This is a genomic window from Roseovarius sp. MMSF_3281 (assembly GCF_030733685.1).
Classification (GTDB): domain Bacteria; phylum Pseudomonadota; class Alphaproteobacteria; order Rhodobacterales; family Rhodobacteraceae; genus Roseovarius.
This window is the reverse complement of the sequence record NZ_JASHIM010000018.1, coordinates 30483-57265: the sequence shown is the minus strand read 5'-3', so window position 1 is coordinate 57265 and position 26783 is coordinate 30483. Positions and strand designations below refer to the sequence as shown.

Sequence of the window (26783 nt, the reverse complement as noted above, 5' to 3'; positions counted from 1 at the left end):
CGTTTTGGTTACCAAGGTCTTACCAAAAGCTGTTTTATCCCGCAGCCTTCACCGAAGGGGAGTCGATCGGCACCGTCACCCTGAAAGCCGCGCCTTTTTGTCCCGGTAAGTACGTGATCGCGCCTGACAATCTTGCCATGACCTCGCGACAAATCGCCAACCCAAGACCGGCACCGCCGGCTTTTGTCTCGCCAATGCGCGAGAACTTTTCAAAAATCAGCGTTTGCTTGTCCATTGGGATACCTGATCCGTTGTCGATGAAGTCAATTATCAAACGGTCATCACTTCGCTTTGCACGGATCTTCAAAACCGGGTCTTTCGCGTCACAATACTTCCGTGCATTGGAAATTAGGTTGATAAAGACTTGGGCAAGACGATCCAGATCAGATCGCAGCTCGAAGTGTTCACGCTGCGGCAAACGGTCGATTTGGAAGTCAGGATCACTGCCACCCGCAGCCGAAACCGCCCGGTCAAGCACCTCTTCAAGCGTCCCTGATTGCCAGTTGAGCAGGACTTGTGCGTTCTCCAGAACACTCAGGTCCAAAAGGTCATCAAGTAGCCGTGTCAACCGGACCGCTTCATCGTGAATGATGGATGAATACTTGTTCTGCTCATCTTCGGTCAGGCCTTCGGTGTCGCGCATTATTTCGGAAAACGCGCGGATGGATGTCATCGGTGTGCGCAACTCATGACTGATCTGGCTTAGGAAGGCATCTTTCTGAACCGACAACTGGGTGAGCTTGTCGTTTGCTTCGCGCAGCTGTCTTGCCGTTCTAGCCTGTTCTTCTGTCTTGGCCTCCAATCGGCTTGAATATTCCATGATCTGGGCGGTTTCATCCGCAACCGCCATCAAGTCTTCAACGGAAACCGTCGCGCCTCCAACGATCTGACTTATCATCGCATGAGCGGTTGCCGCCCCGACAGACCCGGACAAAACCCGTTCCAACTCTTGCAGAAAATCTGGTGTGGGTTCGGGAAGAAGCCCGGCGATCCCCTGTCGTTTCGCGGCTTCCGAAAACAACGCCTGGGCCTCGGCAGGCCCCATGATGCGTTGCGACATGATCAGCAAATCCTCGCTTTGTGCAAGGCCGCCGGACCATGTACCGGCGGTACCCGAGTGCTGAAAGACATTCACAAACTGCGCACCCTGCAAACGCTCAACAGGTCGCGGAAAGCTTAGAAGCGAGACCACGAGAAAAACCAAAGTGTTCAGAAACACTGACCACATGAAGGCATGCACGATCGGGTCAAGACCTTCCGTCCCGAACAAGGCCTGCGGTCGCAGCCAGTCGATTCCCAAAGGACCGTGTTCAATCACATGTTGCGGCATCAGGAACGTATCCCCGAAACTGGGTAAGAACAGGCTGTAAAGCCATATGGCCGCACCGGTTACCAATCCCGCAAGCGCCCCGACCCGATTGGCGCCGCGCCAAAACAAGCCGCCCATCAAGGCGGGTAAAAACTGTGCCACACCCACAAAAGAAATCAATCCGATTGCGGCCAGGGCGGCGCCTCCACCAGAGACGCGAAAATAAAGATACCCAAGAAAAACGATGCCAGCGATAGATATCCGCCTTGCCAGCAAGGCCACGTTACGCACATCGCCCGAGACCATGGCCGTGCCACCCGACATCCACAGCCAGATCGGCATGACGATATGATTTGAAACCATCGTGGACAATGCAATGGCAGCCACGATGACCATCGACGTGGCGGAACTGAAGCCGCCGAGGAACGAAAGGATGGCCAAGCCATCCTGACCTTCCTGTAAAGGCAGCGTTAAAACGAACAGATCCGGGTTAGAGGCCGACGGGAGTTTTTCCAGTCCGACCGCGGCGATGGGTACCACGAAAAGGCTCATCGCCATCAAATAGGCAGGGAAGGCCCATGCCGCGGTGCGCAAGTGGCTTTCGTCCTCGTTTTCGACAACCATGACCTGGAACATGCGCGGCAGGCAGATGAAGGCGGCCGCCGACAACATGGTCAACCCGACCCAGCGACTGCCGCTGACTTCGAAATTCTTGATGGGCGACGCGTCAATGCGTGCCAGCGTTTCGCCAATGCCACCCGACAACCCCCAGACCACGAAGACACCGACCGCCAATAGCGCGAAGAGTTTCACAACGGCTTCCAGCGCAATCGCCATGACCACACCATGATGCCGTTCATTGGCGTCAAGGTTTCTCGTGCCAAAGAGAATCGTGAAAACGGCAAGGCCACCGGCAACCCAGAAAGCAATTGATTGCTGGCTGACGGTTTGCCGCTGGAGAAGGTCATTCTCGGCGAAAATCTGGAACGACAAGGTGACAGATTGCAGTTGCAGGGCAATGTAGGGGGTCGTTCCGATCACGGCCAGAAGGGTGACGAAAACCGCAAGGGTATTCGACTTACCATAGCGCGACGAGATCAAGTCCGCGATCGAGGTGATCCTTTGGCTACGCCCTACGCGCACCATTTTGCGCAGGGTCCACCACCAGCCAATCATGATAAGCGTCGGACCAAGATAAATCGTCACATACTCCAGCCCCGAGCGCACGGCGAAACCAACCGCGCCGTAAAATGTCCAGGCCGTGCAATAGATCGAAAGCGAAAGCGTGTAGACAATCGGCGAGCGAAGCCATGCCCCGCGCCCATGCAGCGCCGCTCGATCAGCGGCAAAAGCCACCGAAAACAAGACCACGACATAAAGAACGCAGACAATCGCAAGCGCATTCAAGGACGCCATTCAAGGGCCCTCGGTCTGGTCTTCGGTTTGTGAATTGTCGGCTTCAGTCGGCAAATGGGCCGATATGACAGCAGAGACGACGCAAAGCCCGACCCAGACCAGAAAAAGATAGAACATCGTCAATGCTGTTCGGGGCTCTTCGTCGATGGCCCAAAGCAGCGGCAAACAAAACAGCATAGCCCCAAGCATTGGAAGCATGCGCGCAGCATCGGCCATGCGACGACGGCGGTAGGTTTTACGCTCGACGAAAACCGGTATGCGGCCGTCTTCACTCATGTTCAGCCACCAATGCCCTTACAGCATCCAAAACATCAGCGTTGGAAAACGGTTTTGTCATAAATCGGTTCGCACCGACCCTTTCGGCCATCTCGCGGTCCTTGTCCTGCCCTCGGGCCGTCAGCATCAGGACGGGCGTGTCCCCCAGTGCAGGATCTGAACGAATGTCTTTCAGGATGTCGAATCCACTGCGCCCCGGAAGCATGACATCCAGAATGACGATATCCGCCTCGCGCCTGCGCACCGCATCCATGGCATCGTGCCCGTTCGAATGGGTTTTCACCTCCCATCCGTCGCGCATCAAGATAAAGCTGACCGCCTCAATGATATTCGGCTCATCTTCGATCAAAAGCACTTTTTTGTTCATGGCACCGGCCTCCCCTCCGGCGTCATCGCGCGTTGCGTATAATCGTTTATCGTGAAACTCGCCTCACAAGTCAAAAAACCTCTGACATTATTGAAGGTTCTCGCCGCGCGGCACAGGCGTTACGCGGACAGATCCGGCAGGAAATACCAACATCAACCGTCGGCACGCTGGCATCTTCGCGTACCGGTAGCAACAGCATGTACCCGTTTATCAAGGCCGGTTGGTCAAACGTTGCCTGCGTAACAGGTTCGGCTGCGGCCATGGCCAGAAGCGTTACATTCTCACGTCCGCTTTGGCGCAGATGAACACGCAACGGCGCGGAAGGTTGCCGCAATGCCTGAAAAATCGGCCATAGCGGACAAGCTCCTGCAACACGGGGTGCCCCGAAACCGGCAACCTCCTTGCGTTGAAGCAGCGTCCCCGAGCTATCGCAGACGATTAATCCAACCGGACCAACTTCATCTTCGGGCAGCGACGCAAGCCGCCGAAAGATCAATGGCAATTGAACCCCGAACCGTTGCGCCAAGGCATCCGGCTCAATCCCCAATGTCGAAATCGCACCGCGCAAGTCATTCAACGGGACACGCGCGACGTCGTCGGCATACCCATCTAGGTACTCACGAAGCATACCCCGGGATGCGTCACTCTCAAGCTTGGCCGACAGCTTTTCCAAGGTGCCATCCACGGCCGCCTTCGGTTCACCGGCCGTTTCAATAGGTTCAAGGTAATAGGAGGTTTCGGCCAAAACGGCTTGGACCTCATCCTGTGGTGACAGGACTTCAGCGTCGCTATCGGGACCGGCTTCAAGGTATCGTACAAGGGCTTGTGCCCCTTCGGCCAATCTCCGGCTGTCTTCGCCTATGTTCCTGTGAAACCGGTTTTGCCACTCGGGCTCGATCTCTTGCGTATCAGCCAGAATGGAAGCCGCGGACCGGATCGCTGTGACCGTTGAGATAACCTCGTGCAGCGACGCGGCCAAATGCGGGTCATGCGCCATCCTATCGGTCAGGTTTTGAAGACTTCTTTCCAAGGTCTCGACACGTTGATGAAGCGCGGCCACCAACTGCGCCCATCCCGGAAAACGCCCGGCGAATTCTTCCAGCCGGTCGGTTTCCGCCTTCAATTCCTTGCGCGATCCGGCAGCCCCTTTCAAGGCCAACAGGAGTGTGGCCTCAGCCCCTTCTGAAAGCAACGTCGGCTCGACCTCCAAGGCCGCGGCCAGCTTCAAAAGCGTCCGCCCGCCGATTCTGCGACGGTTATGTTCGATAAGGTTCAGATACGAAGGGGATATTTCCGCCGCACTTGCCAACTCTGTTTGTCGCATGCCCAGCGCCATGCGTTTCTCGCGGATGCGCGTTCCGATAATGGAGCTGGTCGACATTACGAAAACCCTAAAGATTCAATAGGCTTCTGTGGCGGAATGCGTAGTAATTTACAACTCGAAAAGTCATTCTGTCTATTTTTTTACAAAAAAATCGTGCCCGCAGAAGCAGATGTTGCGTAATTTTCTTACTCCTTGCGATAATCCCTTTGCACACTTGTGCCGTTTGGGGAGGCGCAGAGGAGGCCCTCCCCGATCGAATTTTTCAACGGGAGGATATCAATGTCCAATTCGAACCTGACTCGTCGTGGTCTGCTGAAAACCAGCGCTGTTGCTGGTGCCGGCGTCGCGCTTCCGACGATCTTCACCGCCTCGAGCGCCGCGGCTTACACCAACGAGCCCACCGGCAGCACGGTCACGCTTGGCTTCAACGTGCCGCAAACCGGCCCCTACGCCGACGAGGGCGCGGACGAACTGCGCGCCTATGAGCTGGCGGTCGAGCATCTGAACGGTGGTGGCGACGGCGGCATGATGAACACCTTCAGCTCGAAAGCGCTGCAAGGGAACGGCATTCTGGGCAAGAAAGTCGAATACGTCACCGGCGACACACAGACCAAATCGGACGCCGCACGCGCCTCGGCCAAGTCGATGATCGAAAAAGACGGCGCAGTGATGATCACCGGCGGCTCGTCCTCGGGCGTGGCCGTGGCCGTGCAGGCGCTTTGCCAAGAGGCCGGTGTTATCTTCATGGCGGGTCTGACCCACTCGAACGACACCACGGGTAAAGACAAGCGGGCCAACGGGTTCCGCCACTTCTTCAACTCGTACATGTCGGGCGCCGCTCTGGCGCCGGTTCTGAAGAACGCCTACGGCGATGACCGCAAGGCATATCACCTGACCGCCGACTACAACTGGGGCTACACCACCGAGGAAGCCGTGCGCTCTTCGACCGAAGCCATGGGTTGGGAAACCGTCGCCGCCGTGAAAACGCCGCTGACGCAGACCGACTTCTCGTCCTACATCGCACCGGTTCTGCAATCGGGTGCCGACACGCTGGTTCTGAACCACTACGGCGGCAACATGGTGAACTCGCTGACCAACGCGGTTCAGTTCGGCCTGCGCGACAAGCAGGTGAACGGCAAGGACTTCCAGATCATCGTTCCGCTTTATTCGCGCCTGATGGCACGCGGCGCGGGCGCCAATGTGAAGGGCATCTTCGGCTCCACCAACTGGCACTGGTCGCTGACCGACGAAGGCTCGAAAGCATTCGTCAAATCCTTCGGCGAAAAATACGGCTTCCCGCCGAGCCAGGCCGCGCACACCACCTATGTGCAAACCCTGCTCTATGCGGATGCCTGTGAACGCGCCGGCAGCTTCCAGCCCTGCGCAGTCGTCGAAGCGCTTGAAGACTTCGAGTTCGACGGCTTGGGTAATGGCAAGACGCTGTACCGCGGCGACGATCACCAGTGCTTCAAGGACGTTCTCGTCGTGAAGGGTAAAGAAAACCCGACCAGCGAATTCGACCTTCTGGAGATCGTGGAAGTGACCCCTGCCGAGCAAGTCACCTACGCCCCGGATCACCCGCAATTCCAGGGTGGCGCACTAGGATCGTGCAACGACGGCGCATAAAATCGCCGTCCCGGTCGCGCACAATACGTGCGCGACCGAACACGCCTGATCCCGGCATGGTGATCACGCCTCAATCACACTGAATCGCGAAGGGTGGAATGATGGACGCAATCATCCTCCAAGTTCTAAACGGGCTCGACAAGGGCTCTGCCTACGCCCTCATTGCGCTAGGCCTTACTCTTATCTTCGGCACGCTCGGGGTTGTGAATTTTGCCCACGGGGCGTTGTTCATGATCGGTGCATTCTGTGCCGTGACCCTCTCTCGGATCATCACCCTCAGCCATGAGGTCGTTGATGAATCACGGACCGACTTTCTGGGCAATCCATTGAAAGTGGATGTTCCTTACGTATACGACCTTTTTGGCCAGCAAACCGGCGAAACAATCATCGACTGGGCTGTCCCGCTGGCCATCCTCTTCGCGATTCCGGTCATGATCCTGATCGGCGTGGTCATGGAGCGCGGGCTTATCAAGCATTTCTATAACCGCCCACATGCCGACCAGATCCTTGTAACCTTCGGCCTTGCCATCGTACTGCAAGAGATCATCAAGTATTTCTATGGGGCCAACCCGATCCCGACACCCGCGCCAGAAGCCTTCACCGGCTCATTCGACTTTGGTGCGATGCTGGGGATGGAGGCCAACCAGATCATCTATCCATACTGGCGTCTGGTCTACTTTGCCTTCGCGGCCCTCATCATCGGTGCGGTATTCGCTTTCCTGCAATTCACAACATTCGGGATGGTCGTCCGGGCCGGTATGGCAGATCGCGATACAGTGGGCCTTCTGGGAATCAACATCGACAAACGCTTTACCATCATGTTCGGCATCGCCGCCGCCGTGGCAGGGCTTGCCGGGGTGATGTATGCGCCGATCAACTCGCCAAACTACCACATGGGCATGGATTTCCTCGTGCTCAGCTTCGTGGTCGTCGTCGTGGGTGGCATGGGCTCTTTGCCGGGCGCGGTGCTTGCCGGTTTCCTTCTGGGTATCCTCGAAAGCTTCGCCTCGATGAAAGAGATCATCGACCTGATTCCCGGTATTAACCAGATCATTATCTATCTGGTCGCCATTCTTATTCTGCTGACACGTCCGCGTGGCCTCATGGGTCGCAAAGGCGTGATGGAGGACTGATCCATGCTAGGCCTCAACAAGAAAGACACCTCGCTTTTGATCCTCGTGGCGGCGCTAGCGTTGTTCGCTCCGTTTATCCTGAATCCCTTCCCCGTCGGGTCTGCCATGGCTCAATTCAATGCCGGCTACCCCGACCTTATGCAACGGTTCGTGATTTTCGGGATATTCGCCATCGGCTTCAACATTCTTTTCGGCCTGACCGGATACCTCAGCTTCGGACATGCTGCCTTCCTTGGGGTAGGTTCATACGCTGCCGTCTGGATGTTCAAACTGCTTAGCATGAACGTGGTACCGGCGATCATCTTGTCGGTGATCACCGCAGGTCTGTTCGCCTTGGTGATTGGCTATGTTTCGCTGCGCCGCTCGGGCATCTACTTCTCGATCCTGACATTGGCCTTTGCACAGATGACCTATGCCTTGGCCTACTCGGTTCTGACGCCGATTACAGGTGGCGAAACCGGCTTGCAACTGGCGCTTGATGACCCGCGGGTTCTTGATGGCGCGGCCACAGGCGACAACATCCCGGTTCCGGGCTTTTTCGGCATGGAAATGCGCGGAAGTTCGCAACTTGAGATCGGCGATTGGGCGTTCACTTTCTCGAACGGTTATTACTTTTGCGCCATCATCATGCTGCTATCGTTCTACCTGTCGATCCGCATCTTCCGTTCGCCATTCGGCATGATGTTGCGGGCAATCAAATCGAACCAACAACGCCTCTACTATACTGGCCTGAACGCACGACCCTATACTTTGGCGGCCTTTGTGATCTCGGGCATGTATGCCGGTCTGGCCGGTGGCCTGATGGCCGCCATGGACCCTCTTGCCGGTGCCGAGCGCATGTTCTGGACCGCCTCGGGTGAGGTGGTGTTGATGACCATTCTCGGCGGTGTCGGCACCCTGATCGGTCCGGTCCTTGGTGCAGGTCTGATCAAATACATGGAAAACATCCTGTCCAAGATCAACTCGGACATCCTGCATGGCTGGTTCGCCTTCCTGCCCGATGGCCTTGAGGACCTGATCGTAACCTTGATTTACCCCTTCATCGGCAAGGGGTGGCACCTTACGCTGGGCCTGATGTTCATGCTGGTTGTCATTTTCCTGCCCGGTGGTCTGGTCGAGGCCGGTCAACGGATTTCGCGCCTCTTCGGACGCAAGAAAGCCGACGACAAGTCCGAAAAATCCACCAGCACCGAACCCGCAGAATAAGGAGGGCCAACGATGGGCATTCTTGAAGTCAAGGACGTCAACAAACGCTTCGGTGGCCTTCAGGCCCTGGGCGACGTCAACCTCAGCGTGGCAGAAAACTCATGCCACGCGATCATCGGCCCCAACGGGGCGGGCAAATCCACCCTGCTCAACTGTCTGGTTGGTAAGCTGATCCCCGATACGGGCAGCGTCATGTTCGACGGGCAAAGCGTTCTGGGCCGCAAACCCTATGAGATCAACCAGATGGGAATCTCACGGGTATTCCAGACACCGGAAATCTTCGGTGATCTGAGCGTTCTGGAGAACATGATGATCCCAATCTTCGCCAGACGCGACGGCGCCTTCCGCATGCACGCCGTGGAGGATACCGCGAACGAGAAAGAGATCGTGGATCAGGCGGAAAACATGCTTGAAAGCCTGAACATGGCCGACAAGCGCCACATGCACTCGGCCTCGATGAGCCGCGGTGACAAACGGCGCCTTGAGATCGGCATGTGTCTGGCGCAGGAGCCTCGGCTTCTGCTGCTGGACGAACCAACCGCCGGCATGGCGCGGGCCGATACCAACAACACGATCGACCTGCTCAAGCAGATCAAGGACGAGCGTGATATCACCATCGCCATCATCGAACACGATATGCACGTGGTATTCAGCCTTGCCGAGCGGATCACCGTTCTGGCCCAGGGCACACCGCTGGTCGAAGATACGCCGGACAAGATCAAGGGCCACCCGAAGGTGCGCGAAGCCTATCTTGGCGAAACGGCGTAAAAAGGAGATCACGAGATGAACGTCAAACCCGACTTCTCCAAGGGCAAGAACTACGCCGAAACCGCCCCGGCCTTCCTGTCGGTGTGGGAAATGCAATCCTACTATGGCGAAAGCTATATCGTTCAAGGCATCAGCTTCAACGTCCACGAAGGCGAAATCCTTGCCCTTCTGGGGCGTAACGGTGCCGGGAAAACCACTACCCTGCGCTCGATCGCACGGATGGACAGTCCGCAGGTCAACCATGGTGAGATCTGGCTGGACCACCAGCCGCTTCACAATATGAAAAGCCATCAGGCGGCCGTCGCCGGGATCGGCCTTGTACCCGAGGACCGCTGCATCATTCCCGGCCTGACGGTGGAAGAAAATCTGCAACTTGCCCAGATTGCCCCGCCTATCGGTTGGTCGATCGACCGCCTTTACGAGTTGTTCCCTCGTCTCGGGGAACGCCGCAGGCAAGAGGGCGTGACCCTTTCGGGTGGCGAACAACAAATGCTGGCAATCGCCCGTGCCTTGGCTCGTGACATCAAGGTCTTGTTGCTGGACGAACCCTACGAGGGCCTTGCCCCGGTGATTGTGGACGAGATCGAGAAAACGCTCCGCATCATCAAGGAACAGGGCATTACGACGGTTCTGGTTGAGCAGAACGCGGTGCGCGCGCTTGAACTTGCCGACCGCGCGGTCATCCTCGACACCGGCTCAATCGTCTTTGATGGAGCGGCGGCGGAAGTTCTTGAAAACGAAGAGCTTCGGGCCGAGTATCTGGCCATCTGACGCGCGAACACCTGCCCCACCTAGGGTTGCATCCCACCGGGCAGGCCCCTAACCATTGACCGAATTTTCAAAAAGCCAAAGGTCTGACATGTCTGACAAAACTTATCCGCCCTCCTCTGAAATGGCCGCAAACGCTCATGTGGATGCCGCGAAATACGAAGAAATGTACGCCGCGTCCATCAATGACCCTGAAGGCTTCTGGAACGAGCACGGCAAGCGTGTCGACTGGATCAAACCTTTCACCAAGGTCAAGAACGTCAACTACGACTTCGGTAATGTGTCCATCAAATGGTTTGAAGACGGCACTCTGAACGTCGCGGCCAACTGTATCGACCGGCACCTTGCCACGCGCGGCGATCAAACCGCGATCATCTGGGAACCCGATGAGCCGACGGATGAAGCGCAGCACATCACCTATAACGAGCTGCATGAAAACGTCTGCAAAATGGCCAATGTTTTCAAGAACCTCGGGATCGGCAAAGGCGACCGCGTGGTGATCTACCTGCCGATGATCCCGGAAGCGGCCTATGCCATGCTGGCCTGTGCCCGCATCGGTGCGATCCATTCGATCGTTTTCGCGGGCTTCTCGCCCGACGCGCTTGGCGCGCGGATCAATGGCTGTGACGCCAAGCTGGTGATCACCGCCGACACCGCCCCGCGTGGTGGCCGCCGGACCAAGCTGAAAGACAACGTCAACCAAGCGCTTTTGCATGACACGGATGATGTGAAATGCCTCGTCGTCAAGCATACCGGCGATCAGATCGCTTGGCGCTCGAACGATGACTACTGGCTGCATGAGGAGCTGGAAAAGGTCGATGCCGATTGCCCGCCCGAAGAACTGAACGCCGAGGACCCGCTGTTCATCCTTTACACCTCCGGCTCGACCGGCCAGCCCAAAGGCGTGGTCCATACGACCGGTGGTTATCTGGTTTGGGCATCCATGACTCATGAAATCACCTTCGACTACCACGAAGGCGATATCTTCTGGTGTACTGCCGACGTGGGCTGGGTCACCGGCCACAGCTATATCGTCTATGGCCCGCTCGCCAATGGCGCGACAACGCTGATGTTCGAAGGTGTGCCGACCTATCCGGATGCTGGCCGGTTCTGGGCCGTGTGCGAAAAACACAAGGTTAATCAGTTTTATACCGCCCCCACCGCGATCCGTGCGCTTATGGGGCAGGGTACTGAATTCGTTGACAAATACGACCTCAGCGACCTCAAGGTTCTGGGCACAGTGGGTGAACCGATCAACCCCGAAGCCTGGAACTGGTACAACGAGGTTGTGGGCAATGGGAACTGCCCGATCGTCGACACGTGGTGGCAGACCGAGACCGGCGGCCATATGATGACTCCCCTGCCCGGCGCCCACGCCACCAAGCCCGGCTCGGCCATGAAACCCTTCTTTGGCGTACAGCCCGTGGTGCTTGAGCCGACCAGCGGTGAGGAAATCCACGAGTACCCGGCCGAAGGCGTGCTTTGCATGAAAGGCAGCTGGCCCGGTCAGATGCGTACCGTTTGGGGCGACCATGAGAGGTTCGAGAAAACCTATTTCTCGGACTACAAAGGCTATTATTTCGCGGGTGACGGTTGCCGCCGCGACGAGGATGGCGATTACTGGATTACCGGACGTGTGGACGACGTGATCAACGTGTCGGGCCACCGGATGGGCACCGCCGAAGTGGAAAGCGCATTGGTCGCCCACTCGAAAGTGGCCGAGGCCGCGGTGGTTGGCTATCCTCATGATATCAAAGGGCAAGGCATCTATTGCTATGTCACACTGATGTCCGGCGAAGAGCCCACAGAAGAGCTGCGCAAGGAGCTTCGGACTTGGGTTCGCCAAGAGATTGGCCCGATTGCGGCGCCCGATCTTATTCAATGGGCCCCCGGCCTGCCCAAGACTCGTTCAGGCAAGATCATGCGCCGTATCCTGCGCAAGATCGCCGAGAACGACTATGGTAGTCTTGGCGATACCTCGACGCTGGCCGACCCCAGCGTTGTGGATGAGCTGATCGAAAACCGCATGAACCGCGACGAATAACCTTCCCTGTGAAGCGGCCCACCCGGGCCGGTCTAACCTTTCTATCGGGCCGGAGTTTGACCGGCCCGATTTTTGTTGGAACACTCAGACGAACCGCGCAGTTGAACTGATTGAACCCCGCCCCTCTATGGCAACTATTCGCCCATCTCCATGGGTTTTACCGCGTTTTTTTTCACGCGTTTGTGCTAGACTGGAGCGGTCAATCGAGTGGCGAAGGAGTTACCATGAAGATCAGCCTGAAAGCGCTTGGCCTTGTGGCCATGATGGGTGTTGCCGGTTGCATGTCGGCCGAACAAGAACGCGAAATGACAGGGGCCCTTGTGGGCGGGGGGCTTGGCCTTGTCAGCGCCAAGGTGCTTGGCGCCGACAATGACTGGGTCGTGGTGTCGACCCTTGCGGGGGCCGCGGCAGGGGCCTTGGTGGCCCGGCACCGGGCCAACAATCAATGTGCCTATGCCAATGGTGATGGCACCTATTATCGCGCCCCCTGTCGGTAATTTAACGCAAATTCAGGATACCAAGCCCGTTCGAACGGGCTTGGATTACGCAGTTTCGAAACGGCTTGCACCGGCATTCCCGTAACGCATTTACCCCCGCCCGCGATAGGGAGGAACGCCCTGATCTGGAAGCCAGACGCCTTCGGGCTGTGGCCCGGTTTGGTAAAAGACGTCGATGGGGATGCCGCCGCGCGGGTACCAATAGCCCCCAATGCGCAGCCATTTCGGTTCAAGAAAATCGGCCAGGCGGCGGGCAATCGTCACGGTGCAATCCTCGTGAAAGGCACCGTGGTTGCGAAAGCTGGTAAGAAACAGCTTGAGCGATTTGCTTTCCACCAGCCACTCGCCCGGCACGTAGTCAATCACCAGATGGGCGAAATCGGGCTGTCCGGTCATCGGGCAAAGCGAGGTGAACTCCGGGCACACGAAACGCACGTTATAGGCCACGTCGGCCTGTGGGTTTTGTACGCGTTCCAGTTCGGCCTCTTCGGGGCTTTGCGGCTGTACCGTATCGCCACCCAACTGCTTGAGATTCTTGTAGATATCGTCGCTCATTGTCTTTCTCTCCTCAAACGCCGCGCTTGTTGCCCCAGAGCATGACATGCAGCTGCGGCAAAACACGGGCCTCGTACCATTTGTCCGCAATCACCCGGTCCACCAGCCAGCGCATGCGCGCATCGACACCCTCTTGGTCGACCACTGCGGTGTCATCCTCGGGCGGCGGTGGTGTGTGATTGCCGGGTTGCAGGTAGATTGGCAAATCGGGGTAGCGCGCGGCCACGTCACGGGCCCATAGGTAATCCACCTCGTCAAAGATCACGATTTTCAGGACTGTTTCAGCCCCCCGGCCGGCTTTGATGCAAGTATCGAATATATCCCAATCCACTTCCATCTGGCTCGAAGGCGGCTTGGGGCTTAGCACCAGCATATCAAGATCGGCAAACCAATCACGCGCCACGCTGCCTTGGGTTTCGAGGCCAAAGCGATAGCCGCGCGCGCGGCCCACCTTGATCAGTGGGCCGAAGGGTTGAATCGCCGGGTTGCCACCTGAGAGCGTGACCATGAGGGGCGCGCCGCCGGAGAGGCGTTCCACCTCGGCCATCACGTCCTTGGCCTGCATGGGTTTCCACGTTTCGCGATAGGCGCTATCGACGGCGTGCATGCTGTCGCACCAGCTACAGCGATAGTCACAGCCGCCGGTGCGCACGAAAACCGTGGGCACGCCGATCAGGGCGCCTTCGCCCTGAATGGTCGGCCCGAAAATCTCGGACACCCGAATTGTGTCTTGGTCGCTCACGGCCTGTATTCCGCCCATGTCTTGGGAGTTTCGCTGACCTTTACGGCACTGACTTCGGGCCATTTGGCATGGCACCAGTCGTAGAAATGCTTAGCCATGCGCTCGGCGGTGACCATGTCATCGCCAAGCACGTCGTTGAGGTGCCGGTGATCCAGCTCATCGTCGATATAGCGTTTAAGCGGGGCGAGATCGAGGTAGTCGCGCACGAAGCCACACGCGTTCAGTTCCGCCGCCTTGAGTTCCACCACCACGATGTAGTTGTGACCATGCAGGCGGGCGCATTGGTGACCTTCCGGCACGCCAAACAACTGATGCGAGGCGGAAAAGTGGAATTCCTTGGTGATCGTATACATCACGCACCCTCCGTTCGGGTGGCTTGCCGCCAATAATCGGGATCGGCGTACTCGGTGGGGTCGTCGATGCCGGCAAGATGGAAGGCCTCGCGCCGTTCCACGCAGGTGCCGCAACGCCCGCAATGCACCTCGCCGCCCTTGTAGCAGGACCATGTTTCGGCAAAGGGGGTGTTGTGCTTGGCCCCTTCCGTGACGATTTCGGCCTTCGAGATGGTGACGAAGGGAGTGTAAAGTTCGACCTCCCCCATGCCTTCGAGGGCCTTGTCTTCCATCCTCTGGAAAGCCTCGATGAAGCCGGGGCGGCAATCGGGGTAGATGAAGTGATCGCCCCCATGGACGGCGGCGGCCACCGCATCAACCTTTTGCGCCGAGGCCATACCGAAGGCGATCGCCAGCATGATGGCGTTGCGGTTGGGGACCACCGTGACCTTCATGGTGTCTTCGGCATAGTGGCCATCGGGAACATCCAGTTCGTCGGTGAGCGCCGAACCGGACAGCGCCGCGCCGACATTGCGGATGTCGATAACGTGATGCGGCACGCCAAGCCGCGCAGCGCAGGCGGCGGCGGAGTCCAGTTCCTTGGCATGACGTTGGCCATAGTCGAAAGAAAGCAGCCCCACCAAACTGCGTTCGGTGGCGACCTTATAGGCAAGCGTGACAGAATCCAGCCCGCCTGAGCAGATGACAAGAGTTCTCATAATATTAGTCCTTGTTTTGTTTTGAGCGGGTAGGCTGCGACCGCATGATGCGGCGCATCTAAGGCGTTTGGCCCTTGTTTGCAAGCGCCGGGCCTTTGCATATGCAGTGTTTAGCGGGCATAAGGCAGGCATGGAGATGACCGCGCTTGCCTTTGATCATGCCCCGGTGGGCCTTGCCGTTTTGGAAAAGCGGATCATCCAACACGTGAACCTGCAATTCGCCGCGATTTTTGGCGATGACCCGGCGGATTATGCCTGCGTGCCCTTAGCGCGCTATTACCCGTCGATCGAAGACTATAGCCGGATCGGTGAGCGTGCCCTTGCCGCCATGCGCGAAACCGGGCACTATTCCGACGAAAGGGTCATGAAGCGCCGCAACGGAGAGTTGTTCTGGTGCCGGGTGCGGGGACAATCCCTGACGCCGGATGATCCGTTTCAGCGCGGAATATGGTCATTTGCCGATTTGTCGGAGGAACGCCCCCTCGTGGAGTTGACACAGCGAGAGCGGGAAGTGGCCATCCTGACATGTCGGGGGCTGACCTCGAAGGAGGTCGGCCTGGAGTTGGGACTGAGTTACCGCACGGTCGAGGTGTATCGCGCACGGCTTTTGGAGAAGTTCGGGGCGCGCAAACTGGCCGAGTTGGTGGCCAAATTATCCGGTATGCCGTTATAATAGCGGACGCAGGGTAAGCTTTTTTGAAATTCCCCCTCGCATTCCGCCACGGATTACCCCATTTTGCAGGTCGATTGCCTGCTTTTCTAGGGCAAGCGCTTGCCCTATAAGCGGCCACAACAATGAACGCGGCGGTAGTTAAATTTTCGCTGCAACGGTCGAGGAACCCGATGCCGAACAAAACCCATGACGCAGATGTCGCCTTTATCAAAGCTCTTGCCGAAGTCCTGAATGACAACGACTTGACGGAACTCGCGGTCAAGCGGGACTATGGCGAAAACGATACGCTCAACGTCAAGGTCAGCCGCCGTCAGGAGGTTGTAGCTCAAGTCAGCGCCGCTGCCCCTGCCCCCGCAGCCGCACCTGAGGCGCCTGCCGCAGCGGCCCCTGCCGCAGCCCCAGCCGAAAGCGCACCTTTCGAAGACCCGGCAAGCCACCCCGGTGCCGTGACATCGCCTATGGTAGGCACTGTTTACATGCAGGCCGAACCCGGTGCGCCCTCGTTTGTCAGTGTGGGTGACAAGGTGGCCGAAGGTGATACCCTGCTGATCGTCGAGGCAATGAAGACCATGAACCACATCCCCGCCCCGCGCGGTGGCACGGTGAAGCGTATTCTGGTCGAAGATGGTGCCGCCGTGGAATATGGCGCGCCCTTGATGATTATCGAATAAGGATCGCCTCATGTTCGACAAGATCCTGATCGCCAACCGTGGTGAGATCGCCCTGCGCGTCATTCGTGCGGCGCGTGAGATGGGTATCCAAACCGTTGCCGTGCATTCCACCGCCGATGCCGATGCCATGCATGTGCGCATGGCCGATGAATCGGTTTGCATTGGTCCGCCCCCGGGCACCGATAGCTACCTGTCGATCCCGGCGATCATCGCGGCCTGTGAGGTGACTGGCGCACAGGCCATTCACCCCGGCTATGGGTTTTTGTCGGAAAACGCGAACTTCGTACAGATCGTCGAGGATCATGACCTGACCTTTATCGGCCCCACGGCCGAGCATATCCGCGTCATGGGAGACAAGATCACCGCCAAGGACACCATGAAGCAACTGGGCGTGCCTTGTGTGCCCGGGTCAGACGGTGGTGTCGCCTCTTTGGAAGAGGCCAAAAAATTGGGCGAGGACATCGGGTATCCGGTAATCATCAAGGCCACCGCCGGTGGCGGTGGTCGCGGCATGAAGGTGGCACAAAACGCCGCCGGGATGGAACATGCCTTCATGACCGCACGCTCTGAAGGCAAGGCCGCCTTTGGCAACGATGAGGTCTATATCGAGAAATACCTCACTACTCCGCGCCACATCGAGATTCAGGTCTTTGGCGATGGCAAGGGCAACGCCGTTCATCTGGGTGAGCGGGATTGCTCACTTCAGCGGCGTCACCAGAAAGTGTTCGAGGAGGCCCCCGGCCCCTGCATTTCCGAAGAAGAACGCGCGCGGATCGGCAAGATTTGCGCCGATGCCGTGGCCAAGATCAATTATACCGGCGCGGGCACCATCGAGTTCCTCTATGAAAACGGCGAGTTTTATTTCATCGAGATGAACACCCGTTTGCAGGTGGAACACCCGGTGACCGAGGCGATTTTCGGTGTCGATCTGGTGCAGGAGCAAATCCGCGTGGCCGAGGGGCACCCGATGTCCTTCACCCAAGATGACCTGCAAATCAATGGCCATGCCATCGAGGTCCGGATCAACGCCGAAAAACTGCCCGAGTTTTCGCCCCGCCCCGGCAAGATCACCCAGTTTCATGCACCCGGCGGCCTTGGCGTGCGGATGGATTCGGCGCTTTACGATGGCTACAGCATTCCGCCCTACTATGACTCCCTCATCGGCAAGCTCATCGTGCACGGAAAGGACCGGCAAGGCGCCCTGACGCGGCTGAACCGCGCCCTGGGCGAATTGATTGTGGATGGCGTGGATACCACGGTGCCGCTGTTCCATGCCTTGTTGCAGGAAGAGGATATCCTGACCGGGGATTACAATATCCACTGGCTTGAACACTGGTTGGAAACCAACCTTCAGGGTTAAGCGCAAGGCTCCCGGCTTGGGGGCCCAACTGGCAAGACCGCGACAGGCCAAGACAGGCATTCTTCGGGATGCGGCTTCTCTCGACGTAATGAAAGTCGATCCATGCGCCTACGGCGGCAAGCGCGATTGCAGCCATGAAGAAAGTGACGATACTGAAACGTTAATTCCTTTTGGAGAAATCCACCGAACGGCAATGAGCGAGCCCGACGCGATCCTGACCCCACAGCTTTTGCTTCGCGCCTATGCTGCGGGGATTTTCCCGATGTCCGAGCATCGCGACGATCCCGAGGTGTTCTGGGTCGATCCGCGCCGCCGTGGCATCCTGCCCCTTGACGGGTTTCACATATCCCGATCGCTCGGGCGGCGGATGCGGAAGGCGGACTATACTGTCACGCTGAACCATGCCTTCGAGCACGTCCTGATGGCCTGTGCCAACCGCGAAGACACGTGGATAAATGGTGAAATTCACCGGCTCTATACGGCGCTTCACAAGCTGGATCATGCCCATTCTCTGGAAATCTGGCAGGGCACAAAGCTTGCAGGCGGGGTATATGGTGTCACGCTTGGCGGTGCGTTTTTCGGGGAAAGCATGGTATCGCCGCGCAGGGATGGTTCAAAACTGGCCTTGGCGCATCTGATAGATCACCTGCGGCGCTGCGGCTTTACACTTTTTGATACACAGTTCATCACCCCGCACCTCCAATCCCTGGGCGCGGTCGAAATCGCCCGTGCCACGTACCACGAAAGATTGCATGAAGCTTTGCACATCGAGGCGGACATAAATGCCGTACCGTTGTGTGACGACCCTCAGTCCGTCTTGCAGCGCATGACCCAAACGTCATAGCGCGCATGTTCCATCGCATTCAACGCCGGCGATGAGGCGATCATCCAGCCTTGGAACACCGGGGCTTCTCGCCCCTGTTCCTCAACGGTCACAAAGGCGAAAGCATCAGCGGCAGGATCGCCCTCGGGGTAACGGCATTCTCCCAAACGCACTGTCAACCGCCCTATATCGGCGCTTTCGCCATTGCGCAGGGTCATGTCCACGACATCGCCGGCAACCTTGTCGAGGCCGCGCAAGACGGCCCCCGTACCGACATCCACGGCCTGCTGCGCGACAACGCTTGTCGAGAAGGCGAAGGTCATGGCAAGGACGAAACGGATCATTCTCCGTTGTCCTCATCCCCACCCACGAATTTCATCAGAAGCGAAACAAGGCTGACGGAACCTTGGGTGAACTCGATCTCATCGCCGGGTTCAAAATAAAACGGCGAGCCGCCGGGCAGGATTTCGACATAGTTGCCCCCCAAAAGCCCTTCGGAACTGATAGATACCGCGCTATCGTCGGGAACCTCGATGCCCTCCTGCACGGTAAAAACCGTGCTGGCGCGATAGGTACCGGGATCAAGTTGAATGCCCGTCACCCGGCCCACCTTGACACCCGCCATGCGAACATCGGTGCCCACATCAACGCCATCTGCACTGCGGAAGCTGGCGGCCAGTTGGTATTCATCCTGCCCGCCGGACAGCCCCGTGGCCTGACCGGCATAAACCAGAAAGCCAAGGGCCACGGCCAGCACCGCGCCGCCGACAATCACTTCGGTGGTATTTTCAGACATAGACGCGCGCCTTATTCAGGGGACCAAGCCTCGTAATCCTTCCGCTCAATCGGGGCCGGGCGGCGGATGGACCCGGCAGGCGCATAGGCAAGGGCCGTGCCTGTCAGGTTTTCTTCATGAGGCTTTTCCCAGGTTTTATGGGTAAGCGGACGGTCCGTGGGCGGTTCATTGTAGGTATGATGCAGCCAGCCGTGCCAATCAGGGCTGACGCGGCTTGCCTCGGCCTCGCCGTTGAAAATGACCCAGCGGCGCTTGTCCTCGCGGTCGCGATAGAACACGTTCCCCTGCTCATCCTCGCCCATCTTGACGCCCTTACGCCATGTGTAAAGCTGGGTGTTGAGCGTCTGCCCGTTCCACCATGTTACAGCGCGCAGAAGAGTGTTGAGAATGCCCATGAGTATCTCCCGATAACTTGGTGTCTGTATGGCGAATTGACAGGGCAAAGTCCAGTGGTCCTCCATCCCCCTTTGAACAAAAGAAAGCCCCGCCTGTCGGGGCGGGGCTTGGAAACTGTTGGCCTGTCGCAGCGATCAGCCCGCGCTTGTGCCTTCTTTTTTCTGATCGGCATAGATCATCAGCGGGGCGGCCTCCGAGGTCACGGCCTCTTCGTTCACGACAACCTCTTCCACGCCTTCCATGCCCGGCAGGTCGAACATGGTGTTCAACAGGATGTCTTCGAGGATCGACCGCAAGCCGCGAGCGCCGGTTTTGCGTTCAATCGCCCGCTTGGCAATCGCCTTGAGCGCGTCGTCGGTGAAGGTGAGTTGGGCATCCTCAAGCTCGAAAAGACGTTGGTACTGTTTGACCAAGGCATTCTTCGGTTCGGTCAGGATGGTGACAAGCGCATCTTCATCCAGATCTTCCAAGGTGGCAATCACCGGCAAGCGGCCCACGAATTCCGGAATCAGGCCAAACTTGAGAAGGTCTTCAGGCTCGAGATCGGTAAAGACCTCGCCCACGCCGCGTTCGTCCACGTCGCGCACATCGGCCCCGAAGCCCATGGCGCTGCCTTTCCCGCGCTGCGAGATAATCTTGTCGAGGCCCGCGAAAGCACCGCCGCAGATGAACAGGATGTTGGTGGTGTCCACTTGCAGGAATTCCTGCTGCGGATGCTTGCGCCCGCCCTGCGGCGGCACGGCGGCAACGGTACCTTCCATCAGCTTCAGCAGCGCCTGCTGCACGCCCTCCCCCGAGACATCACGGGTGATCGAAGGGTTTTCGGACTTGCGGGTGATCTTATCGACCTCGTCGATATAGACGATACCGCGCTGTGCCCGTTCGACGTTGTATTCGCTGGCCTGCAGCAGTTTGAGGATGATGTTTTCCACATCCTCACCGACGTAGCCCGCTTCGGTCAGCGTGGTGGCGTCGGCCATGGTGAAAGGCACATCGAGAATGCGCGCCAAGGTCTGCGCCAGAAGTGTTTTACCACAGCCCGTCGGACCGATCAGAAGGATATTGGACTTTTGCAGTTCAATATCGCTTTTGCCCGCGTGATTGAGGCGTTTGTAATGGTTGTGCACGGCCACCGAGAGAACACGCTTGGCCATGGCCTGGCCGATTACGTAGTCGTCCAGAACCTGACAGATTTCCTGCGGTGTGGGCACGCCTTCGCTGGATTTCAGGCCCGCGCTCTTGGTTTCTTCGCGGATGATATCCATGCAGAGTTCGACACATTCATCACAGATGAACACGGTCGGCCCAGCAATCAGTTTGCGCACCTCATGCTGGCTTTTACCGCAAAAGCTACAATAGAGCGTGTTTTTGCTGTCGCCGCCAGAGTTGTTCGCCATCACGTACCTTTCGGGCCTTTTGCCCCGGTTTTGCAGGCGCTTGCGCGCCGCTTCGTCCTTATTTCGATCGGGCCAGCTTAAGACAGGTGAAACACCACCACAATGTCAAAAATCACCGCGCCCGGGAAGGGCGCGGCAGGCCCTTTTACTTGTCGCCGTCGTCGTCACCCTTGGCGCGGTTTTCGACGATTTCGTCGATAAGGCCCCATTTCTTGGCCTCCTCAGGCGACATGAAGTTGTCACGCTCAAGCGCATCTTCAACCTTTTTAAGGGTTTGGCCGGTGTGCTTCACGTAAATTTCATTAAGCCGCTTCTTGAGTTTCATCGTCTCTTCGGCGTGAATCATGATGTCGGTCGCCTGACCCTGGTAGCCGCCCGAGGGCTGGTGAACCATGATTCGACTGTTGGGCAAAGAAAACCGCATGCCTTCGGCACCAGCAGTCAACAGAAGCGAGCCCATCGAGGCCGCCTGCCCGATGACCAGCGTGCTGACCTTCGGCTTGATGTATTGCATGGTGTCGTAGATCGACAGGCCGCTGGTGACCACGCCACCGGGGCTGTTGATATACATCGAGATTTCTTTTTTCGGGTTCTCGGCCTCAAGATGTAGTAGCTGCGCCACGATCAAACTCGACATGCCGTCGTGCACGGGGCCGTTGACGAAAATGATCCGCTCCTTGAGCAGGCGCGAGAAGATATCATAGGCGCGCTCGCCGCGGCTGGTTTGCTCAACCACCATGGGGACGAGGGTATTCATGTAAGTCTCGAATGGGTCTGTCATATTCGCCTGCCTGTAAGTGTGGAGGGATCTTTAGCGATCAGTTGCTAACGGAGTCTTAGTGGCGCATAGGGGTAGCTGCAAGGGGCGCGAAGACGGTTTTGGCTTGTGTTCGTGGCCCTTGGGCGGGTTGGGGTGAGCTTGGGAAACATGCCGAATGACACAAGGCATTCCGCATGAAGATTGCGCAACAGTCTTTTGATATCACACGATTATATAGGCTTTCTCATGTCGAATTTCACGACGCCGCCGCGCATCATCCCGTCTTACGAAACGTCAGGTAGTGCGGCACCCGGCCTTCGCGCAGGGCTTTTTGCTCGTACCGGGTAGAAATCCAATCATTCCAAGGGGTTCGCCAATCTTCCGGGCGCTCGGCCAGCCATTCGAACCCGTGGCGCGGCACCTGCTCCAAGGTTTGGCGGACATAGTCGGGAATATCCGTGGCCACACGAAAAATTGCTCCTTTTTTCAACACCTTAGAGAGCGGCTCCAGATGTTCGGGCGTGACGAAACGGCGGCGGTGGTGGCGTTTCTTGGGCCAGGGATCAGGGTACAAAAGGAAGGCGCGGGAAATGCTTTCGGCGGGCAGAACATCGAACATATCGCGGGCGTCACCGGGGTGGACCGCAATATTTTGCGCCCCGGAGTCGCGTATCTTGCCCAAGAGCATGGCGACGCCGTTGATATAAGGCTCACAGCCGATGAACCCCACGCCCGGGTTCTGCACGGCCTGGTGAACCATGTGTTCGCCACCGCCGAACCCAACCTCGAGCCAGACATCGCGATCCCCGAAAAGCGATGATAAATCAACGGGTTCCCGTTCGGGGTTCACGTCCCAGCCGACCGCCCCGGGGGACAATTTGGCAAGGTCTTCGTCAAGGTAGGCCTCTTGCGATTTACGCAGGCCCTTGCCCTTGAAACGGCCATAAAAGTTGCGCCACGGGGCGCCGGAGGGATGCTTATCAGAGCTCATGAATTCTGTACGACTCGTACGTTTTGTACGCGAGTTTTGTACGAAAATCGCCTCGCCCCGAAGGAGAAACGTACAAGTCGTACGAAACGCACTTGGGGCGGGCGAAAATCACACGGCTTTCTTGAGGGTCTCGACCAGATCGGTGCGTTCCCAACTGAACCCGCCATCGGCCTCGGGTTCGCGGCCGAAGTGACCATAGGCCGCCGTACGCTGGTAGATCGGTTTGTTAAGATCCAGCGCCTCGCGGATGCCGCGCGGGGTGAGATCCATGGATTGGCGAATGGCCTTTTCGATCTGCGATTCGTCCACTTCGCCGGTGCCGTGGGTATCCACGTAGATCGACAGCGGCTTGGCGACACCGATGGCGTAGGAAAGTTGCAGGGTGCAACGCTCGGCCATGCCGGCGGCGACGACGTTCTTGGCCAGATAGCGCGCGGCATAGGCCGCCGAGCGGTCGACCTTCGTAGGGTCCTTGCCGGAGAAGGCCCCGCCCCCGTGCGGCGCGGCGCCACCGTAGGTATCGACGATGATCTTGCGCCCGGTAAGGCCCGCATCGCCATCGGGACCGCCGATGACGAAGGTGCCGGTGGGGTTCACCCACCATTCGGTTTTGTCGTTGATCCACTCGGCGGGCAGAACCTCGCGAATGTAAGGCTCGACGATGGCGCGGATGTCGTCGCTGTTCTGGTTTTCGCTTTCGTGTTGGGTGGACAGCACGATCTGGGTGACCTCGACCGGCTTGCCATCTTCGTAGCGCAGGGAAATCTGGCTTTTGGCATCGGGGCGCAGGGTGGGTTCGGCCCCGGATTTGCGCGCCTCGGCCAGACGGCGCAGGATGGCGTGTGAAAACTGGATCGGCGCGGGCATGAGCGCGTCGGTTTCATTGGTGGCATAGCCGAACATGATGCCCTGATCCCCTGCCCCGTCGCGATCGACGCCTTGGGCGATATGGGCGGATTGTTCGTGCAGGAAATTCAGCACGTGGCAGGTGTTCCAGTGGAACTGTTCCTGTTCATAGCCGATATCGCGGATGCAATCGCGGGCGATCTGCTGAATCCGGCCCATGTAGTTGCGCAGCTTGTCCTGATCCGAGAGGCCCACCTCGCCCCCGATGACGACCATGCCCGAGGTGGCGAAGGTTTCGGCGGCGACGCGGGCGTTGGCCTCTTCTTCGAGGAAGGCATCGAGGATGGCGTCGGAAATCCGGTCGCAGACCTTGTCGGGGTGGCCCTCCGAGACGGATTCGGAGGTGAAGATATAGTTCTGTCGGGACATGTAAGGTGCTCCATTAATGTCTGCCGTCACGCCAGGAAGCCGTTGTGACGGGGTTCAGGCGTGGTTACGCCGAAGGGCCAGTGGCGTCAATCGCTAAGTCCCCCTGCGCCCAAGCACGGGATAAAGGCAGCACAGGACCATGAGGGCCAGCAGTGCGGCAAGCATGGGCAGGTCGCCCATGCGAGCATAGGGTGTGGGGGCCATGGGGGGCGGCAGGGCCGCGTCGCGCCACCCGGCCTTGTTCAGGGGGATCTGCGCGGTGATCTGCCCGCGTGCGTCGATCATGGCCGAGACCCCGGTATTGGCCACACGGATCATCGGCAGGCCCATCTCGGCGCTGCGCAGGCGGGCCTGGGCGAGGTGCTGATAGGGGCCGGAGTTTTCGCCGAACCATGCGTCATTGGTGACCAGAAGCATGACATCGGCGCGCCGGGGGGCGGCGCGCACATCCTGCGGAAAGACACCTTCGTAACAGATGAGCGGCAGGGCAAACCCGGCTGGCCCAAGGTCGATCACCTGTGCGCCGGGCCCCGGAGAATAGCCGTTGCCGCGTTGCGCGGCAAAGGCGGTGATACCGATTTTCTGCAGCTGGTCGCCGAAGGGGATATATTCGCCGAAGGGCACAAGGTGGTGCTTGTCGTAAAGTGCGCTGACCCGGCCCGAGGCATCCAGCGCCACGAGGGAGTTGTAAAGCCGCCGGTCGTCGTGCCGTTGAAGGCCAAGGACCACGGGCGCGCCCTGGGCGGCGCGGGCGATCCCGTCGAGGGTAGGTTCTGCGTTGTTGAGAAGCACCGGCACCGCGGTTTCGGGCCAGACGATGAGATCGGGGCGGGCGTGGCCGCCCTGCCCCGGTTCCGCGGTAAAGGCGATCTGGCGGTCAAAGAAGGTCTGGATATGGGCCGGGTCCCATTTTTGGTGCTGGGGCGCGTTGGGCTGGACCAGGCGAACGGTGGGCGCGTCCTGGGGTGTGGCGGGCGCGGGGGGCAGTTGGCCCGCCACGGCAAAAAGCGCGGCAAAGGCCGCAAGGCCCAGCGCGCCGGGCAGGCGCGGGCCAGTGAGCAGCGCGCCCAAGGCCGTGGCGCTGCCCAGAAGCGCGAAGGTAAGGCCAAGCGGCCCTGTAAGCGCGGCCAGCGGCAAAAGCGCGCTGTCGATCAGCGCGTGGCCCGGCTGCGCCCATGGAAAGCCGGTCAGAACGGTGCCGCGCAGGGCCTCGGACAGGGTGAGGGCGCAGGCAAGGCCCAGCGCGCCGCCACGCAGGCGGCGCGACAGCCCGGCGGCCAGCGCCCAGAACAGCGCAAGGCCGCCGGCAAGGCCGAAAAGCGCAAAGGGGGCCATCCACGCGTGGCGCGCGGCGTCGACAAGGAAAGGTTCCACGATCCAGTTGAGCGCAAGCGCGAAATAGCCCGCGCCCATCGCCCACCCGCCCCAGGCCGCCGCGCGCCAGTCGGGCAGCGCGGGCAGGATCGCAAGGCAGGCGGCAAAGGCGGGGATCGAGAGCCACCAGAGACCCAAGGGCGCCTGCCCCGTGGCCGCCACGGCCCCGAGCGCGAATAGCAGCGCCCAGCGCCAGCGGGGGCGCAGGGCGGCGGCCCTTTCGCTCAGGCGCGGGGCGGCGGCGGGGACGTCGGGCATGGCTTAGCCATCCTGTGCCTCGGGCATGCGGACGCGCAGGCGCTTGATGCGGCGGGGGTCGGCCTCGGTCACCTCGATGGAGACACCGGCGGGGTGTTCGACCACCTCGCCGCGCACCGGCACCCGGCCCAGAAGCATGAAGACCAGCCCGCCCAGGGTATCGATTTCTTCCTCGTCGACCTCCTCGGTGTCGGTCAGCGACTGGCCGATTTCCTCTTCGAATTCCTCAAGCGGGGTTTTGGCCAGCGCGAGGTAGGTGCCGGGGCGTTCGCGTGTCCAGTATTGATCGTCGTCGATGTCGTGTTCGTCTTCGATTTCGCCGACCACCTGTTCGATCAGGTCTTCGATGGTTACAAGGCCGTCCACCCCGCCGTATTCGTCGATGACCAGCGCCATGTGCTGCCGTTCGCTTTGCATTTTCTGCAAGAGCACGCCGATGGGCATGGAGGGCGGCACGTAAAGCAGCGGGCGCAGGGTATCCTTGAGCGAGAAGCGCCCGCCCTTGCCGTTGAAACCGTGCTTGAGGGCGAAATCCTTGAGGTGGACCATGCCGATGGGGCTGTCGAGGGTGCCCTCGTAGACCGGCAGGCGGGTCATGCCGCTGTCGCGGAAGACCTGCACCAGGTTGTCTTTCGAGGTATCGGAGGGGACCGAGACGATATCGGCCTTGGGGATGGCGACATCCTCGACCGCCATGTCGCGCAGGTTGCCCATGCCGGGGCCGGCGTTGGCGGGGCGGCGGCTGTCGGGGTCGATGTCGTCGCCTTGGGCGTCGTCCTCGCCGGGGGTCAGAACCCCGATGATGCGGCGGAAAAACCCGCCCTGGTCTTCGTCGTGGTGATCGTGGTGATCGTGCTCGTCCTGCCCTTGGGGCTGCGCGCGTTGCGCTGCGTTAGAGGAGTCTTCGGTACTGTCGCCCATTGTCTC

General features: G+C 59.0%; 28 protein-coding genes and 1 riboswitch. Of the genes, 11 read left to right on the top strand and 17 right to left on the bottom strand.

The genetic code is table 11. The features are described 5' to 3' along the window. Nucleotides 1-34: 34 nt before the first annotated feature. The 4 genes from RBB32_RS15965 to RBB32_RS15950 form a co-directional block, all read right to left on the bottom strand. Nucleotides 35-2725 (bottom strand): ATP-binding protein, encoded by a 2691-nt coding sequence (locus RBB32_RS15965; protein WP_306154195.1) that lies wholly within the window; start codon nucleotides 2723-2725, stop codon nucleotides 35-37. Next, nucleotides 2726-3001: a hypothetical protein gene (locus RBB32_RS15960; protein WP_306154193.1), complete on the bottom strand. Its 276-nt coding sequence runs from the start codon at nucleotides 2999-3001 to the stop codon at nucleotides 2726-2728. It lies immediately after the preceding gene. After that, complete coding sequence (locus tag RBB32_RS15955; protein ID WP_306154191.1) at nucleotides 2994-3368, bottom strand: response regulator transcription factor; 375 nt, start codon at nucleotides 3366-3368, stop codon at nucleotides 2994-2996. Before RBB32_RS15955 ends, RBB32_RS15960 begins: the two co-directional genes overlap by 8 nt. 70 nt (nucleotides 3369-3438) lie before the next feature. Then, nucleotides 3439-4749 (bottom strand): helix-turn-helix domain-containing protein, encoded by a 1311-nt coding sequence (locus RBB32_RS15950; RefSeq protein WP_306154189.1) that lies wholly within the window; start codon nucleotides 4747-4749, stop codon nucleotides 3439-3441. 222 nt (nucleotides 4750-4971) lie between these two features. On the opposite strand from RBB32_RS15950, the gene RBB32_RS15945 reads away from it, so the two are divergent. The 7 genes from RBB32_RS15945 to RBB32_RS15915 all read left to right on the top strand — a co-directional run bounded on the left by RBB32_RS15945 (nucleotide 4972) and on the right by RBB32_RS15915 (nucleotide 12734). Continuing rightward, complete coding sequence (locus RBB32_RS15945; RefSeq protein WP_306154187.1) at nucleotides 4972-6318, top strand: substrate-binding protein; 1347 nt, start codon at nucleotides 4972-4974, stop codon at nucleotides 6316-6318. A gap of 101 nt (nucleotides 6319-6419) precedes the next feature. Then, a complete protein-coding gene (locus RBB32_RS15940; RefSeq protein WP_306154185.1) occupies nucleotides 6420-7451 on the top strand; it encodes a branched-chain amino acid ABC transporter permease in 1032 nt (343 codons plus the stop codon). Between the two features lie 3 nt (nucleotides 7452-7454). Then, the gene (locus RBB32_RS15935; RefSeq protein ID WP_306154182.1) at nucleotides 7455-8657 is read left to right on the top strand and encodes a branched-chain amino acid ABC transporter permease; all 1203 of its coding nucleotides are present in this window, start codon (nucleotides 7455-7457) and stop codon (nucleotides 8655-8657) included. 12 nt (nucleotides 8658-8669) lie between these two features. After that, a complete protein-coding gene (locus RBB32_RS15930; RefSeq protein WP_306154180.1) occupies nucleotides 8670-9425 on the top strand; it encodes an ABC transporter ATP-binding protein in 756 nt (251 codons plus the stop codon). A gap of 15 nt (nucleotides 9426-9440) precedes the next feature. Continuing rightward, a complete protein-coding gene (locus tag RBB32_RS15925) occupies nucleotides 9441-10196 on the top strand; it encodes an ABC transporter ATP-binding protein (RefSeq protein ID WP_306154178.1) in 756 nt (251 codons plus the stop codon). An 88-nt stretch (nucleotides 10197-10284) separates the two neighbouring features. Continuing rightward, nucleotides 10285-12237, top strand: coding sequence for an acetate--CoA ligase (acs, locus tag RBB32_RS15920; protein ID WP_306154176.1), 1953 nt, complete (start codon nucleotides 10285-10287; stop codon nucleotides 12235-12237). A 224-nt stretch (nucleotides 12238-12461) separates the two neighbouring features. Continuing rightward, nucleotides 12462-12734 (top strand): glucose-6-phosphate isomerase, encoded by a 273-nt coding sequence (locus RBB32_RS15915; RefSeq protein ID WP_306154174.1) that lies wholly within the window; start codon nucleotides 12462-12464, stop codon nucleotides 12732-12734. Nucleotides 12735-12824: 90 nt separating this feature from the next. On the opposite strand, the gene queF is transcribed toward RBB32_RS15915, so the two are convergent. From queF to queC, 4 genes are read right to left on the bottom strand one after another with little or no spacing between them, the layout of a single operon-like run. Continuing rightward, nucleotides 12825-13289 carry a preQ(1) synthase gene (gene queF / locus RBB32_RS15910; protein ID WP_306154171.1) on the bottom strand — a complete coding sequence of 155 codons (465 nt, stop codon included), beginning with the start codon at nucleotides 13287-13289 and terminating at the stop codon, nucleotides 12825-12827. 13 nt (nucleotides 13290-13302) lie between these two features. After that, nucleotides 13303-14049 carry a 7-carboxy-7-deazaguanine synthase QueE gene (gene queE / locus RBB32_RS15905; RefSeq protein WP_306154169.1) on the bottom strand — a complete coding sequence of 249 codons (747 nt, stop codon included), beginning with the start codon at nucleotides 14047-14049 and terminating at the stop codon, nucleotides 13303-13305. Continuing rightward, entirely contained in the window at nucleotides 14028-14384 is a 357-nt protein-coding gene (queD, locus tag RBB32_RS15900) for a 6-carboxytetrahydropterin synthase QueD (protein ID WP_306154167.1), read from the bottom strand. Before queD ends, queE begins: the two co-directional genes overlap by 22 nt. Continuing rightward, the gene (gene queC / locus RBB32_RS15895) at nucleotides 14384-15082 is read right to left on the bottom strand and encodes a 7-cyano-7-deazaguanine synthase QueC (protein WP_306154165.1); all 699 of its coding nucleotides are present in this window, start codon (nucleotides 15080-15082) and stop codon (nucleotides 14384-14386) included. The genes queD and queC overlap by 1 nt, the downstream gene beginning before the upstream one ends. 136 nt (nucleotides 15083-15218) lie before the next feature. Between queC and RBB32_RS15890 the strand changes: the two genes are divergently transcribed. The 4 genes from RBB32_RS15890 to aat all read left to right on the top strand — a co-directional run bounded on the left by RBB32_RS15890 (nucleotide 15219) and on the right by aat (nucleotide 18630). Further along, nucleotides 15219-15755 carry a LuxR family transcriptional regulator gene (locus RBB32_RS15890; protein ID WP_306154236.1) on the top strand — a complete coding sequence of 179 codons (537 nt, stop codon included), beginning with the start codon at nucleotides 15219-15221 and terminating at the stop codon, nucleotides 15753-15755. A gap of 170 nt (nucleotides 15756-15925) precedes the next feature. Beyond that, complete coding sequence (accB, locus tag RBB32_RS15885; protein ID WP_306154161.1) at nucleotides 15926-16426, top strand: acetyl-CoA carboxylase biotin carboxyl carrier protein; 501 nt, start codon at nucleotides 15926-15928, stop codon at nucleotides 16424-16426. Between the two features lie 10 nt (nucleotides 16427-16436). After that, nucleotides 16437-17786: an acetyl-CoA carboxylase biotin carboxylase subunit gene (gene accC / locus RBB32_RS15880; RefSeq protein ID WP_306154159.1), complete on the top strand. Its 1350-nt coding sequence runs from the start codon at nucleotides 16437-16439 to the stop codon at nucleotides 17784-17786. A 193-nt stretch (nucleotides 17787-17979) separates the two neighbouring features. Next, the gene (aat, locus tag RBB32_RS15875) at nucleotides 17980-18630 is read left to right on the top strand and encodes a leucyl/phenylalanyl-tRNA--protein transferase (RefSeq protein ID WP_306154157.1); all 651 of its coding nucleotides are present in this window, start codon (nucleotides 17980-17982) and stop codon (nucleotides 18628-18630) included. Here the strand turns inward: aat and RBB32_RS15870 are convergent. From RBB32_RS15870 to RBB32_RS15830, 9 genes are all read right to left on the bottom strand, one after another. Then, nucleotides 18594-18953, bottom strand: coding sequence for a DUF2155 domain-containing protein (locus RBB32_RS15870; protein ID WP_306154155.1), 360 nt, complete (start codon nucleotides 18951-18953; stop codon nucleotides 18594-18596). The two genes, aat and RBB32_RS15870, sit on opposite strands and share 37 nt — an antisense overlap. Further along, complete coding sequence (gene mlaD / locus RBB32_RS15865; RefSeq protein WP_306154153.1) at nucleotides 18950-19405, bottom strand: outer membrane lipid asymmetry maintenance protein MlaD; 456 nt, start codon at nucleotides 19403-19405, stop codon at nucleotides 18950-18952. The genes RBB32_RS15870 and mlaD overlap by 4 nt, the downstream gene beginning before the upstream one ends. A gap of 11 nt (nucleotides 19406-19416) precedes the next feature. Next, nucleotides 19417-19800 carry an NADH:ubiquinone oxidoreductase subunit NDUFA12 gene (locus RBB32_RS15860; RefSeq protein ID WP_306154151.1) on the bottom strand — a complete coding sequence of 128 codons (384 nt, stop codon included), beginning with the start codon at nucleotides 19798-19800 and terminating at the stop codon, nucleotides 19417-19419. Between the two features lie 135 nt (nucleotides 19801-19935). Beyond that, nucleotides 19936-21198 carry an ATP-dependent Clp protease ATP-binding subunit ClpX gene (gene clpX / locus RBB32_RS15855; RefSeq protein ID WP_306154149.1) on the bottom strand — a complete coding sequence of 421 codons (1263 nt, stop codon included), beginning with the start codon at nucleotides 21196-21198 and terminating at the stop codon, nucleotides 19936-19938. A gap of 145 nt (nucleotides 21199-21343) precedes the next feature. After that, nucleotides 21344-21979, bottom strand: a complete 636-nt coding sequence (locus RBB32_RS15850; RefSeq protein ID WP_306154147.1) for an ATP-dependent Clp protease proteolytic subunit — start codon at nucleotides 21977-21979, stop codon at nucleotides 21344-21346. A gap of 253 nt (nucleotides 21980-22232) precedes the next feature. Further along, nucleotides 22233-22949 carry a tRNA (guanosine(46)-N7)-methyltransferase TrmB gene (gene trmB / locus RBB32_RS15845; RefSeq protein ID WP_306154145.1) on the bottom strand — a complete coding sequence of 239 codons (717 nt, stop codon included), beginning with the start codon at nucleotides 22947-22949 and terminating at the stop codon, nucleotides 22233-22235. A 108-nt stretch (nucleotides 22950-23057) separates the two neighbouring features. Beyond that, nucleotides 23058-24224: a methionine adenosyltransferase gene (gene metK, locus RBB32_RS15840; protein ID WP_306154143.1), complete on the bottom strand. Its 1167-nt coding sequence runs from the start codon at nucleotides 24222-24224 to the stop codon at nucleotides 23058-23060. 6 nt (nucleotides 24225-24230) lie between these two features. Then, a riboswitch (SAM-SAH riboswitch) is annotated at nucleotides 24231-24278 on the bottom strand. A gap of 39 nt (nucleotides 24279-24317) precedes the next feature. Then, complete coding sequence (gene lnt, locus RBB32_RS15835; protein WP_306154141.1) at nucleotides 24318-25856, bottom strand: apolipoprotein N-acyltransferase; 1539 nt, start codon at nucleotides 25854-25856, stop codon at nucleotides 24318-24320. 3 nt (nucleotides 25857-25859) lie between these two features. After that, entirely contained in the window at nucleotides 25860-26777 is a 918-nt protein-coding gene (locus RBB32_RS15830; RefSeq protein WP_306154139.1) for a transporter associated domain-containing protein, read from the bottom strand. Nucleotides 26778-26783 lie beyond the last annotated feature (6 nt).